Origin of the sequence: Paenibacillus sp. FSL E2-0151 (assembly GCF_037993015.1) — a bacterium.
GTDB classification, from domain to species: Bacteria; Bacillota; Bacilli; order Paenibacillales; family Paenibacillaceae; genus Paenibacillus; species Paenibacillus amylolyticus.
In genome coordinates, this window is record NZ_CP150308.1 from 2086997 (window position 1) to 2099899 (window position 12903).

The following is a 12903-nucleotide window of genomic DNA, read 5'->3' on the forward strand; positions in this document are numbered from 1 at the left end:
CCTGGGTTAGTCACAGAAAGATCGGCGTAAGAGCCGCGAAGTACGTTAGTATGTCTGTTCTGTACAGACATAGGGATTATCCTTCTTTCTGCAGAACCTTTGGTTCTTCTTTCTTTTTCCGAGGATCTTTGAACTTGAATATTTTATCCAATAAACGGAATACATGTTTGGACTCTTTGGTTAATAAAGGACCCAGAATGGCCAGAATTAGGACATACAGCGCGGCAAACGGTTGAATCATTGGCAACAGTCCCCCGGCTTTACCCATGTTGGCCAAGATGATGGAAAACTCACCCCGTGACACAATGGTTAATCCGATATTCGCCGAAGCTTTGGGCGATAGTCCTGCACTGCGCCCGGCCAGCATACCCGCCAGGAAGTTACCGAACAATGTAATAACAACTGCAATCAGAGCTAACCATACGGCATCGCCACCTAAGGACAACGGATCAATGGACAATCCAAAGCTGAAGAAGAAGATTGCTCCGAAGAAGTCACGGAACGGTAGAATCAAGTGCTCAATCCGTTTCGCGTGTTCTGTTTCAGCAAGCACCAGACCAACCAGTAATGCACCAATCGCTTCGGCAACATGAATAGTTTCAGAGAAACCAGCTACCAGGAACAAGGCTCCAAATACAACGAGAGAGAATAGTTCATTCGATCGAATTTTAAGCAATTTGTTTAGTAGCGGTGTTGCTTTGCGTCCAAGGATAATCACGATAAGCATGAATCCGAGGGCAATAAGTGCGGACATGATGACGCCTCCGATGGAGGATGAATCACTAAGCACAAGTCCGGACAAGATCGAGATATATACAGCGAGGAATACATCTTCGAACATAATAATACCCAATATCATCTCTGTTTCCGGGTTGGCCGTTCGTTTCAAATCGACGAGTACCTTGGCCACAATGGCACTGGAAGAGATAGTAGTTATACCTGCGATAATAAGTGCTTCTGCAACTGGGAAACCCGACACAAAACCGAATATTAATCCCAGCGTAAAGTTAATGCCGATGTAGATCGAGCCGCCAACTGCAATAGAGCGACCCGATTTAATTAAACGACCTACCGAGAATTCAAGTCCAAGGTAGAAGAGAAGGAACAGGATACCGATCCGACCCATAAATTCAATAAAAGGCTGACTCTCAATAAAACGAAAGTCCAGATGCCAGATTTTCATGGCATGTGGCCCAACGGCCATCCCGATCAGAATATAAAATGGAACGACCGAAAATCTTAGTTTTGCCGATAAAAGGCCGGCTGCTGCAATGAGCACAAGGGCCAGACCTACTTCGAATATCAAATGATCCATCTATTTACCCCCTTCCAGTCAGGAGGAGGGATTTAAACAGTTTCTGCTGATTGCGTTCGCCAACGGCTACCACCGTGGATTCTGCACTGATAACTACCTCCGGACCTGGGCTGATATGTTTTTTGTGATTTTTCTCTACAACGGCGATAACCGTTGCCCCAGAGTTTTGACGTACATCCAATTCACCGATGGATTTACCGATACTTCCGAAGGATGGTTCGATTTTGTACCACTCGATAATCAGGTCGTCAAACGTTACTTCAATATTTTCAAGCTGTTTTGGTTTGTAAGTTAATCCGCCAACAATAGCAGCGATCTGTCGTGCTTCGTAATCGTCAAGTGTGATCATCGAGATGCTTTGATCGGGATCATCATACTCGAAGTGGTACATTTCCCGGCGACCGTCATCGTGAATAATAATGACAATTTTATCACCGCTGCTTGTTTCAATCTGAAATTTTTTGCCGATTCCCGGCAAGTCTGTTTCGCGTACATCCATGGATTGTTGCCTCCTTATAATTAGGGGCTGGCCATAGAAGACAGGCTTATTTCCCGAAAATGATTAATCTGCTGCTCAAGGGAACATCAAAAGATGCGGGTAAACAGAGCCAGAAATTCCTGACACAGCCATATGATTTGAATTTGTCGGTGTGGGTACAACAAAAATAGGTACTGTCATAAACATGGGTTTATCTAACGTGTGCTAAAAGGGTTATAAGTTATGCACAAGCGCACCGTCTTTAATTACAGAGGTGTCTTCATGCAAAAGCAACCTGTAAATACGTCGTAACGGCTAGTGAAGAGCGTTCACGTATTTTGGTGCTATAGGGGTGAGGGATACATACATGCTGGTAAACTTAATAGGTAGCAGAAATAATCTGCGTTTAAACAGACAATACCACGGTTTAAAGGACAGACCCGTTGTAGGGATTCGCAGCATCAATAACAATGCGAGGACAAGAAAGACAGGCTTATTATGCGTAACCGCAATCAGCTTGGACATAACTTGTGGATATTTGCGAATGACAGGTTTCTGCTGGGATTCGGGTATTTGCAACAGCACTTCCTTGTTGGAAGTTGCTTCTACAGACACCCCAACGGCAGATTCGGACTGCATCGGAATAGGGAAGCACAAGGCTTGGAAAACGCACAAAATGATAATGATAGTGTAGTGGAGTATTCTAGGTTGTTGTCTCATTTTGGCTTCCCTCCTTTCCCGTGAAATATACTGTTATTAAAATAATAACACATTTTTGTCTTAACTCCAAACCTCTTTATAATATACTGAGAAATCATGACACGCTTTCCATCAATCCGCTTCGTATATCCCCATCGGCCTTGCCATATACTTTGAACAGGAAGGAAAGGAGTGATTCTTGTGGAACTGTTTGCTGTATGGACCGATGTATCGGGGCAAGAGGAAGCGGATCAATTTTATCGTTGTGTCAAGGAAAAAACCAAAGGTTTACATATAAGTAAAAGAGGATTTCGGCTCACCTTCAAACATAATGATGGAAGAGCAACCTGGGTGTGCAGAGGGAATGAGAATCACGAAGACTTCCAGCAATGGCTTCCCCGGATCAGTGATCTGCTCTCCCTTGGACTCGCCGACTTCATTATGGAGACACAAGAACGGAGCATGGTGGAGGATATGATCGCCAAGGCGTGTTCTGTCATGGATGAGCATGAGGTGGAAAAGGTCAATCGAATTTGCATGCCACTTCTATTAAATGGTGATCTGGATCAGCCCGGACTTCGAGAGCGCCGTCGTACTACGTTAGCCAGTGGACTACGGCAGGACCTAGAGGATGTTCACTTTTTTCACCTTGAAGGCATTATCAACTTCCGCATACGGCCATATAAGCAGGAGCTTCAGGAATTAGTGGAGTATGCGCTGGATGAGTTCTGGATGGATCGGCAGTATGAAGAGTTTATGGGGTTGTTAAAATATTTTGTGTTTTTTCAAGAAGCCAAAGTACCTCTGGTTCATCTTGTACACAAGGGAATGCATGAATTTCAGGTCCTGGATGCTGGACTTAATCTGTTACCCGTGCAAAAGGATGAACAGGTCGTTGTGGAAATGCCGGGTCTTGAACTGGAGATGGATATTGAAGATATGATTGTAAGTACACTCATCTCAATCTCTCCTGAGAAGGTCATGCTCCATACACGCACCCCGGATCTGCCAATCATCTCGACCATATGCCAGATCTTTGAAGACAAAGTGCAAATATGTCATCATTGCCCGGAATGCGAAGTGCTGCGCTCAGGATTGTTGACAGGTCTTGACGCAAGTGATCTCGGCAATTATAATAACTGTTGATCCATGAATTTTTCATGTGAACCATTGAACCAAAAGCGTTGACAAAGACAACAACCACACGCAAGATCGGTGCAGAGAGAGGAACCAAGGCTGAAATTTCCTCCGGATATCCCGTATGGTTTACCCCTTTGTAGCTGCAATTTTGAAAGTGGAGTTAGAATATCGCCTTTATTGGGGATTATCCGCGAGTAAGGATCTGCCGGGTCATGCCCGTTATCGTCATGCCAATGAGGGCTGTATTTCCGAATATGGATGAATCAGCTGAATTAGGGTGGAACCACGAGTATATATCACTCGTCCCTTTGCCGGGACGGGTGTTTTTTGCGTTCCTTTGCAAAATGACTGGAATAGCAATAGATAATCAGTCCATAAATATCTGGACACAAAGGTTACATTAACAGGAGGAATGAGACAAATGGCAGTGAACATTAAATTACCGGATGGTTCGGTACGTGAGTACGCGGATGGCAGTAGCATTGAGGACGTAGCCGCTTCAATTAGCAGCGGATTGCGCAAAAATGCCGTAGCCGGCAAGCTGGATGGTATCGTGGTGGACTTGTCCACAACACTTCATGAGGGAGCATTGGTGGAGATCGTAACTCTGGATTCACCAGAAGGACTTGAAGTGATGCGTCATAGTACAGCTCACTTGATGGCTCAAGCAGTGAAACGTTTATATGGTAACAAAGAGGTACGCCTCGGTATCGGCCCTGTCATTGAAGATGGTTTCTACTATGATATGGACCTTGAACATGCGCTCAATCCTGAAGATCTGCAAAAGATCGAGAAGGAAATGGAACGTATTGTGAATGAGAACTTGCCAATTGTACGTAAGGAAGTTAGCCGCGAGGACGCGATCAAAACGTTCGAAGAAGTGGGCGATCCTTACAAACTTGAGTTGATTCGTGATTTGCCAGCGGACAGCGTGATTACGATTTATGAGCAAGGTGAATTCTTCGACTTGTGTCGTGGCCCTCACGTACCATCAACTAGCAAAATCAAAGTGTTCAAACTGATGAATGTCGCGGGTGCTTACTGGCGTGGAGATAGCAAAAACAAAATGCTTCAACGTATCTATGGTACGGCTTTTGTGAAAAAAGCACAGCTGGACGAGCATTTGCACTTCCTCGAAGAAGCTAAAAAACGGGATCACCGTAAGTTGGGTAAAGAGCTGGAAATGTTCACATTCTCCCAACTGGTCGGTCAAGGCTTGCCAATCTGGTTGCCTAACGGTGCGAAGCTGCGCCGTACTCTGGAGCGTTATATTGTGGATCTGGAAGAAAGCCTGGGATACCAGCATGTATACACACCGGTTCTGGGTAACGTGGAATTGTATAAAACATCTGGACACTGGGAGCACTACCAGGAAGATATGTTCCCGAAAATGGTTATGGATAACGAGGAACTTGTTCTCCGTCCAATGAACTGTCCTCACCATATGATGGTGTACAAGTCCAGCATGCACAGCTACCGTGATCTGCCAATCCGTATTGCCGAGCTTGGTATGATGCACCGTTATGAAATGTCGGGGGCGTTAACAGGTCTGCATCGTGTACGTGCAATGACACTGAACGACTCACACATTTTTGCACGGCCGGATCAGATCAAAGAAGAGTTCGCTCGTGTTATCGAGTTGATTCAAACAGTCTATAAGGATTTCGGTATTAACGAATACCGTTTCCGTCTGTCCTATCGTGATCCGCAGGATACCGAGAAATACTTCCAGAACGACGAAATGTGGGAGATGTCCCAACGCATGCTGCGTGAAGTTGTGGAAGAACTTGACCTTCCATTCTATGAAGCTGAAGGTGAAGCGGCGTTCTACGGTCCGAAGCTGGATGTACAGATCAAAACAGCTCTGGGCAAAGAAGAGACATTGTCTACGGTTCAACTGGACTTCCTGTTGCCTGAGCGCTTTGAACTTGAATATGTGGGCGATGACGGACAGAAACATCGTCCAGTCGTTATTCACCGCGGTGTAATTAGTACAATGGAACGTTTCACAGCATTCTTGCTGGAGAACTTTGCAGGAGCTTTCCCATTGTGGTTGTCTCCGGTACAGGCAAAAGTGATCCCGGTATCCGGAAACTTCGACGATTATGCGCGTGAAGTGGAAGCGAAACTGAAACGTGCGGGAATCTCTGCTGAAGCCGATCTGCGGAACGAGAAGCTTGGATATAAAATCCGTGAGGCGCAGCTTGAGAAAATGCCTTATATGTTTGTTGTTGGTGAGAATGAGCGTAATGCAGAAGCCGTATCCGTGCGTAAGCGTGGAGAAGGCGATCTGGGCATGAAACCGGTCGATGAAATTATCGCTCAATTGAAAGAAGAAATTGCAACACGTTTGGTATAAATGAACAAATGATCTATCAGATAACCAGTGCATAAGTTGCGCTGATCACTCTGAATAACGTCTGAATAACATGGGATTGACCTATGTTATTCAGGCGTTTTTTCGTAGTGTTTGCAGTAAAAAGTATAGATTAATTGCTTTTTGGAAAACCTTTGCAGTGAGGGGGAGGTTATACAATGAAAAAGCAATTCTCAATTCAAAAGGAACATATACGGGGTTTATTGGTTGGCTGTGTAATATTCGCCGGGATGATGATCAACCTGAATCAGGCGGATGCCTATACATTTGAAGAGGAAAGTACAGTACTGCATGTCGAGAGTCAGAGCAGCGGCATTGAAGGTCCAATTATTGAAACTTCGAGCAAGTCTGATCAAGAATTTCCGGAACAGGTTAGCCATCAATACAGCGATGAGGCTCAGTTGACGACCATGGTGTATATGGCTTTATTGTGGTCACCACAACCAATGGTCATTCCAAGACCTGAGCTTCCAGAGAAACAAGTGGCAGATCCGTCTATGCCGGTGCTTGCTCCGCGTTCAGAACAAATCCTGGGTACACAAAAGGTTACAGCAACGGGATATACGGCAGGTGTTGAGTCTACAGGAAAAGGACCCAAACATCCTCAATACGGAATTACGTATTCCGGTGTCAAAGTACGTCGTGATAAAGAAACAGTTTCCACGATTGCAGCTGATCCAAAATTGTTCCCAATGGGTTCCATTCTGTATATTCCAGGCTATGGTTACGGAATTGTTGCAGATACGGGTTCAGCGATTAAAGGTAATAAAATCGATCTGTATTTCCCGACAACCAAGCAAGTGTACAAAGAGTGGGGCAAAAAAGATGTGGAGGTACAGGTGATCAGGCAAGGCGCTGGGAAATGCACAGAAAAGATGCTCAGCGAGTTGGCCGATGCAATCGACGTGTACAAATCTGTACCGAATTCGTGGTTGGACAAGGCCATTTAATTTCACATGTTGAACATGAATAACTGAAGTGCTCTCTCCACATAATACTGACTGGGGACGAACCCCGCGGTGTAGCAATGCATCGTAAATATGAAGAGAGAGGTGATTCGTTGTGGCTAAAAAATCACAAGGGTACCAAACGCCAAACGAGAAGTACAATGCAGAGTTTGGAGAAGAGAATGCAGCAGCAAAAGTGAAGCAATCCGCTCAAAACAAAGTACAAGATAATTTCCAAACACCTGATGAAAAATACAATGCCGAGTTCGGTGTAGAAAACACAGGCCAAACTGGCCAAGGTCAAGGCAAAGCATCAAAATACAAAAAATAATTGAAGATTCATTAATCAAATGATGATTCAGCACCCTGGAGCAGCAGCTCCGGGGTGTTTTACATATGCGAAGTTTTTTTACATTAATATCCTCTGATCTCAGTCTCGAGACCGAGATGAATTCCACCTGCCGCCGCTGTTCTCATTGTCTTGTCTGAGTTACACTGGATACATAATACAGACAAAGGAGACATGAGCGATGAAACGATCGACGCGTGACCGCTGGTGGGTTGGCATACCTCTTATTGCTATTGGTGCGATGATCTTGTTCAGACAATTGGGATATGACATTGATGTAGGATATATTTTCAGAACATATTGGCCGTTATTTCTAATCTGGTGGGGGGTCAAAGGAATCTCCGAGATTCGTCGCAACGGAGGTTACGCCTTTATAGGACCGGTAATTGTACTGGCGATTGGTGGTTACTTTCTTGCCCGTAACCTGGGATGGATTGATTACTCCATGGGGGAGTTCATTCGTTATCTGATCCCGGTTATGCTGATTGGCGGAGGATTGTTCGTACTGATCGGGCCACGACGTCGTGATCGGAAACATCATGACAAGATGCAGCCACCTCCAGCACCTGAGCAACCTTATAAACCGTTGGCTCCAGAGGATCTGGAGATGCCGTCATCGTTTGACGAACAGTTCGAGAAAACATTTGGCAAACCAAAACAGGAACAGAAGAACGATGCACATGGCCCTCATTTCACAGGATCAACGGATTCATCATCACAAGGGCATCAATATAAGAAGAAACATCAATCGTATAACTCTAACGATACCGGATATGGAGAACATTATGATGATGGCTACGGAAATGGTTATGGGGATTATGGCAATGGCAATACCATTAACAAATCGGCGTTCATCGGTGATCTGTACATGGGGCAGGAAGTGTTCTCGTTGAAACCAATGAACATCTCGGCTTTTATCGGAGATACTGTAATTGATTTGACGAAGGCACAGATTCCTTATGGGGAGACGAAGATTGTCATTTCTTCATTTATTGGAGATGTGAAAGTATTTGTTCCAGAAGATATGGATCTGGGTGTGACGGTGACGACAAATTCCTTCATTGGAGATATGTCACTGTTGAACCAGAAACGCGGCGGATTCCTGAGTAGTGCCCAGGCTGAAACTGCCCATTACCATGAAGCTAGCAAAAAAGTACGGATTATTGTAAGTGTGTTTATCGGAGACGTCAAAGTGAATAAGGTGGGTTAATGCATGATTCGAACAATTCTCAAGGCCAATAAATGGGAACTGATGATGTATTTTGCGTTAACTGGTCTGATTACGCTGGGCGGATTCTATCTATTGTATGGAGAGGTGTTGATGGGGGCTGGTCGTCAGCGGGCATGGACCTATGTTGCTGTTGTTGTGCTGGCCACCGTTATCACCGGATATATCGCTGCATTACGACTCCAACGCAAGATCGACCTGCTTGATCTCAACATGTTGAAAGTATCCAAGGGTAATCTGGCGGTGCGCATGCCTGAAGCGGATGACGCTTCGTTTGGTCGTGTCTATCAGGAGTTCAATGTCATGATGGATTCGATTGAGAAAAAGATGAGACTGCTTCAGCGCCTCGGTGAGCAGGAAGTCATTGAGAAGGAGCAAGCCTCGGAGCGGGCTGTGCTTGAAGAGCGCAAACGAATGGCAAGGGACCTCCATGACACGGTTAGCCAGCAGCTGTTTGCCATGCATATGTCGGCTTCGTCCTTACCGCGACTGCTGGAGATGAATCCGGAACATGGCGGTAAAGTACTGGACCAGTTAATCCAGATGTCGCATATTGCACAGCGTCAGATGCGAGGACTTATTGCCCAACTTCGACCGGTGGAGCTGGAAGGGCGTGACCTCACCGCAGCACTGGATAGTTGGTTTCCTGATTATTGCAGGCAGAATGGTCTTAAAGGTGTGAAAGAGCTGGAACTGGATGGCGGAATCTCGGATGCCATTGAGCACCAGCTGTTTCTTGTTATTCAGGAGGCGGTTGCCAATGTTGTGAAGCATGCAGAGGCTGGAGTGGTTAGTCTGTCCATACGGGAGAGTGAACATCAGATCAGTATGAGCATCAGCGATGATGGTCAGGGATTTTTACAGCAAGCGGAGCGTCCGGGTTCATACGGGTTATCTACCATGCGTGAACGGGCAGAGAAGCTTGGGGGGCAAGTTCAGATTATATCGAAACCGGGAGCGGGAACGACGGTACGGGTATTGATCCCGAAATTCCCGAACGTTCCTGAGTGAACCAGAGGGGGAAACGCAATGAGTGGTAAAGTAAACGTGATGATTGTGGATGACCATGATATGGTGCGCATGGGGTTGAAAACATATCTGATGCTGGAACCTACTTTTCATGTGATGGGAGAAGCGGGCCACGGGCAGGATGCGCTTGATCAGTTACGTAAGTTAAATGATAGTGAAATGCCGGACCTGATTCTGATGGATCTGATGATGCCTGTAATGAATGGCGCTGAAGCAACAAAAGCCATCATGACTGAATTTCCAGGGATGAAAATTGTGATGCTCACCAGTTTCCTGGAGGATGATATGGTTGTGCAAGCGATTGAAGCGGGTGCGGTAAGTTATGTACTGAAGACAGTCTCTGCTGAAGAACTGATCTATGCTCTGCAAGGGGCCTATAGAGGCATGCCTGTTATGACAGGTGATGTGTCGCAGGCGTTAACCCGGGGAATCAGACAACGTACAGCGAGAGAGAGTGAATCAGGTCTGACTGAACGGGAGAAGGAAGTGCTGCTGCTTATTGCAGAGGGAAAGACCAACAAAGACATTGGAGAAGAATTACATATCAGTATCAAAACCGTCAAAACACATGTGAGCAACCTGCTGATGAAATGTGAGATGGATGATCGTACACAATTGGCCATCTATGCGCATCGTCAGGGTTGGGTGAAAACGAAAGGGTAAAATGCTGTCGTGACGGGGAAAAGAGTCTATTCTTACGTGCTTTTATCTCCTTTTTAATTGTTTTTAAGGTACGGTTAAGGTTTAAAGTACAAAATAAGGACAGTTAAAGAATATCTCTTGGGAATAAGAGATTGGGAGGTAGAGAGGCATGGACGAACGCAACTATAGATCGAACCGTCAAGACGAGGAAAACGAAACCAAACAAACGGAGAACCGCAATTCTTCCGGAACGGACGAATCCTCCTATTATTATTCTTATGGACCTTTTCAGTCCGTGAATCAGGAAGATACAGCAAATCACATGGGAAGCAATAATCAACGTGAAGAAGGAAATGTAGAGATTACAAAACCTGATCCGGTGAGACCCGTACCTACTTACTATAATAGTGAATCAACCGAACAAGCGAAAAGATCATCAGCAGGCGGTGGAAACGGCTCAGGTAACGGTGGAGATCAAGGGAATGGCGGCAAAGGCAACTGGAACTATAATAACCGCAAACCGCGTTCTTCCGTAAGATCACTTCTATTTTCCTTTATTGCCGGTATGCTGGTCATCACCGTTCTCATGTACACAGCTGACAGAACAAACATGTTCACACCGGAAACGGCACTTACGAACACGGACAATCAAAGTTCAGGACAGGAAGCGTCCACAAACACAGGCGGAGGCAACAATGTCACAGCGTCATTACTGCCAACAGGCAAAGAAGATGTGTCTTCCGTAGTAACAAGTACAAGTCCGGCTGTCGTCAAAATCGAAACACTCGCGAAGCAGTCCTCACGTACAGGATTAGGTCAGGGTGGATCCAATACAAGTGATCCGCTGTACCAATACTTCTTTGGTAATGGGGGCGGAACGGAAGGCAATCAAGGCCAAAGCCAGCAACCACAAAGCGGTAATCAGCTTGTGCCTATGGGCATTGGTTCCGGGTTCATTTTTGACAAAGAAGGATATATCCTGACGAACCAACACGTTGTTCAGGGTGCAGATGTAATCCAGGTAACCCTGGAGAACAACAGCAAGCCTTATGAGGCTAAATTGCTGGGAAGCAGCTTTGATCTGGATTTGGCTGTATTGAAAATTGAGAAAAACAGTGGTGACGATGCGTTCCCTGTAGCTCCACTGGGTGATTCCAACAGTACTCAAGTCGGTGAATGGCTTGTAGCTATTGGTAACCCGGAAGGATTTGAACACACCGTTACAGCAGGTGTACTGAGTGCCAAAGAACGTACGATCAGCATTCCAGATGAAGAAACAGGAAAAACACGTGAGTACAGCCATTTGCTGCAAACCGATGCTTCAATTAATCCGGGTAACTCCGGTGGTCCGTTGCTTAACCTGAATGGGGAAGTTATCGGAATGAACGTTGCAGTAAGCGCAGATGCACAGGGTATTGGTTTTGCAATCCCGTCGAGCGTCATCTCTGAAGCCGTTAAATATCTTAAAGAGAACAAAGAAGTTCCCAAAGAGCCAGTACCCTTTATCGGTGCGTCTCTGATGGCTCTCACGCCTGAAGTTGCTAAACAAATGGGAACAGACGTTACCGAAGGTTCAGTTGTAGCCAGCACGATCTTCCAATCACCGGCTTACCAAGCAGATCTTCGTGCATATGACATCATCACAGGTGCCAACGGTACGCCTTATGCGACAAGTCAAGACCTGATTGATTTCATCAAGAAACAGAAAATCGGCAGTGAAGTGACATTAAACGTGGTGCGTGACGGTAAGAAAATGGATCTGAAAATCAAAATCGGCAATAAAAATGATTTTGATACTTCACAAACCACAGATACACAACAGCAGCAACCATAAATATCGGGCAAGGATGAACACAACGGAAGGGTTTGAAGGCCCTTCCGTTTTTTTGCCCTGATGAAGCAGGGTTACAATGGACCAGGACGGATTGGAGACGCCTACTTGAAGATGCAGATTGTGCTTCTGCCTGTTACAATGGGATAAAACGTTAGGATAAAGGAGAAAGACCACCATGCGCTCAACTATTTTGATTGTGGATGATGACGAAAAAATTGTATCCATGCTCCGCCGGGGGCTGGCTTTTGAAGGATATGAGGTACAGACGGCTTCCAATGGAGCTGAAGGCCTCAGCAAACTGATGGACAAGGAGCCGGACATCGTTGTGCTGGATGTGATGATGCCGCAGATTGACGGATTTGAGGTATGTCGCAGATTGAGAGAAGCAGGCAGTAAAGTGCCTGTGCTGATGCTGACGGCCAAGGATGAAGTACAGAGCCGGGTGACCGGACTGGACACAGGAGCCGATGACTACCTTGTAAAACCTTTTGCGCTGGAAGAATTATTGGCACGTGTCCGTGCATTGCTGCGCCGCAAGTCAGATAGTGCGGGTACGCCGGACAACCGCTTAATGTATGAAGATATCATTTTGGACAATGACTCACGTGAAGTATTGCGAGATGGGCAGCGTCTGGAGCTGACTGCCAAAGAATTCGAACTGTTGAATCTGTTCATGCAAAATCCAAGACGGGTACTGTCCCGTGATCTGATTATGGATAAAATCTGGGGTTATGATTACAGCGGTGAGTCTAACGTGCTTGAAGTATACATTGCCATGCTCAGACAGAAGACTGAAGAATACGGTGGCAAACGTCTAATCCAGACCATCCGGGGAGCCGGTTATATTCTGAGAGGTGACTCCTGA

12 protein-coding genes are annotated in these 12903 nt (G+C 45.8%); 9 read left to right on the forward strand and 3 right to left on the reverse strand.

The window, feature by feature from the left end; translation table 11 throughout:
- Positions 1-76 precede the first annotated feature (76 nt).
- From MHI55_RS09760 to MHI55_RS09770, 3 genes are all read right to left on the reverse strand, one after another.
- Positions 77-1315, reverse strand: a complete 1239-nt coding sequence (locus tag MHI55_RS09760) for a cation:proton antiporter (protein ID WP_036610060.1) — start codon at positions 1313-1315, stop codon at positions 77-79.
- Positions 1316-1319: 4 nt separating this feature from the next.
- Positions 1320-1814, reverse strand: a complete 495-nt coding sequence (locus MHI55_RS09765) for a cation:proton antiporter regulatory subunit (RefSeq protein ID WP_036610059.1) — start codon at positions 1812-1814, stop codon at positions 1320-1322.
- Positions 1815-2108: 294 nt separating this feature from the next.
- Positions 2109-2513, reverse strand: coding sequence for a hypothetical protein (locus MHI55_RS09770; protein ID WP_051447154.1), 405 nt, complete (start codon positions 2511-2513; stop codon positions 2109-2111).
- Positions 2514-2684: 171 nt separating this feature from the next.
- On the opposite strand from MHI55_RS09770, the gene MHI55_RS09775 reads away from it, so the two are divergent.
- The 9 genes from MHI55_RS09775 (at position 2685) to MHI55_RS09815 (ending at position 12903) form a co-directional block, all read left to right on the forward strand.
- Positions 2685-3638 (forward strand): putative sporulation protein YtxC, encoded by a 954-nt coding sequence (locus tag MHI55_RS09775; RefSeq protein ID WP_051447153.1) that lies wholly within the window; start codon positions 2685-2687, stop codon positions 3636-3638.
- A gap of 415 nt (positions 3639-4053) precedes the next feature.
- Entirely contained in the window at positions 4054-5991 is a 1938-nt protein-coding gene (thrS, locus tag MHI55_RS09780) for a threonine--tRNA ligase (RefSeq protein WP_036610058.1), read from the forward strand.
- A 176-nt stretch (positions 5992-6167) separates the two neighbouring features.
- A complete protein-coding gene (locus MHI55_RS09785; protein ID WP_339188626.1) occupies positions 6168-6959 on the forward strand; it encodes a 3D domain-containing protein in 792 nt (263 codons plus the stop codon).
- 112 nt (positions 6960-7071) lie between these two features.
- Positions 7072-7287 carry a hypothetical protein gene (locus MHI55_RS09790; protein ID WP_036610057.1) on the forward strand — a complete coding sequence of 72 codons (216 nt, stop codon included), beginning with the start codon at positions 7072-7074 and terminating at the stop codon, positions 7285-7287.
- 199 nt (positions 7288-7486) lie between these two features.
- On the forward strand, positions 7487-8515 hold the full coding sequence (liaF, locus tag MHI55_RS09795; RefSeq protein WP_047842275.1) for a cell wall-active antibiotics response protein LiaF: 1029 nt from the start codon (positions 7487-7489) through the stop codon (positions 8513-8515).
- Positions 8516-8518: 3 nt separating this feature from the next.
- Positions 8519-9544 (forward strand): sensor histidine kinase, encoded by a 1026-nt coding sequence (locus MHI55_RS09800; protein ID WP_036669825.1) that lies wholly within the window; start codon positions 8519-8521, stop codon positions 9542-9544.
- A gap of 18 nt (positions 9545-9562) precedes the next feature.
- Positions 9563-10225, forward strand: a complete 663-nt coding sequence (locus MHI55_RS09805) for a response regulator transcription factor (RefSeq protein ID WP_340389855.1) — start codon at positions 9563-9565, stop codon at positions 10223-10225.
- A gap of 148 nt (positions 10226-10373) precedes the next feature.
- Positions 10374-12038, forward strand: coding sequence for a trypsin-like peptidase domain-containing protein (locus MHI55_RS09810; protein ID WP_339188619.1), 1665 nt, complete (start codon positions 10374-10376; stop codon positions 12036-12038).
- A gap of 175 nt (positions 12039-12213) precedes the next feature.
- Positions 12214-12903, forward strand: a complete 690-nt coding sequence (locus MHI55_RS09815; protein WP_036610048.1) for a response regulator transcription factor — start codon at positions 12214-12216, stop codon at positions 12901-12903.

Bases quoted from the DNA above. Each gene is read 5' to 3' on its own strand.
- MHI55_RS09760 (WP_036610060.1), bottom strand. From the start codon at position 1,315: ATGGATCATTTGATATTCGAAGTAGGTCTGGCCCTTGTGCTCATTGCA.
- MHI55_RS09765 (WP_036610059.1), bottom strand. From the start codon at position 1,814: ATGGATGTACGCGAAACAGACTTGCCGGGAATCGGCAAAAAATTTCAG.
- MHI55_RS09770 (WP_051447154.1), bottom strand. From the start codon at position 2,513: ATGAGACAACAACCTAGAATACTCCACTACACTATCATTATCATTTTG.
- thrS (WP_036610058.1), top strand. From the start codon at position 4,054: ATGGCAGTGAACATTAAATTACCGGATGGTTCGGTACGTGAGTACGCG.
- MHI55_RS09785 (WP_339188626.1), top strand. From the start codon at position 6,168: ATGAAAAAGCAATTCTCAATTCAAAAGGAACATATACGGGGTTTATTG.
- liaF (WP_047842275.1), top strand. From the start codon at position 7,487: ATGAAACGATCGACGCGTGACCGCTGGTGGGTTGGCATACCTCTTATT.
- MHI55_RS09800 (WP_036669825.1), top strand. From the start codon at position 8,519: ATGATTCGAACAATTCTCAAGGCCAATAAATGGGAACTGATGATGTAT.
- MHI55_RS09805 (WP_340389855.1), top strand. From the start codon at position 9,563: ATGAGTGGTAAAGTAAACGTGATGATTGTGGATGACCATGATATGGTG.
- MHI55_RS09810 (WP_339188619.1), top strand. From the start codon at position 10,374: ATGGACGAACGCAACTATAGATCGAACCGTCAAGACGAGGAAAACGAA.
- MHI55_RS09815 (WP_036610048.1), top strand. From the start codon at position 12,214: ATGCGCTCAACTATTTTGATTGTGGATGATGACGAAAAAATTGTATCC.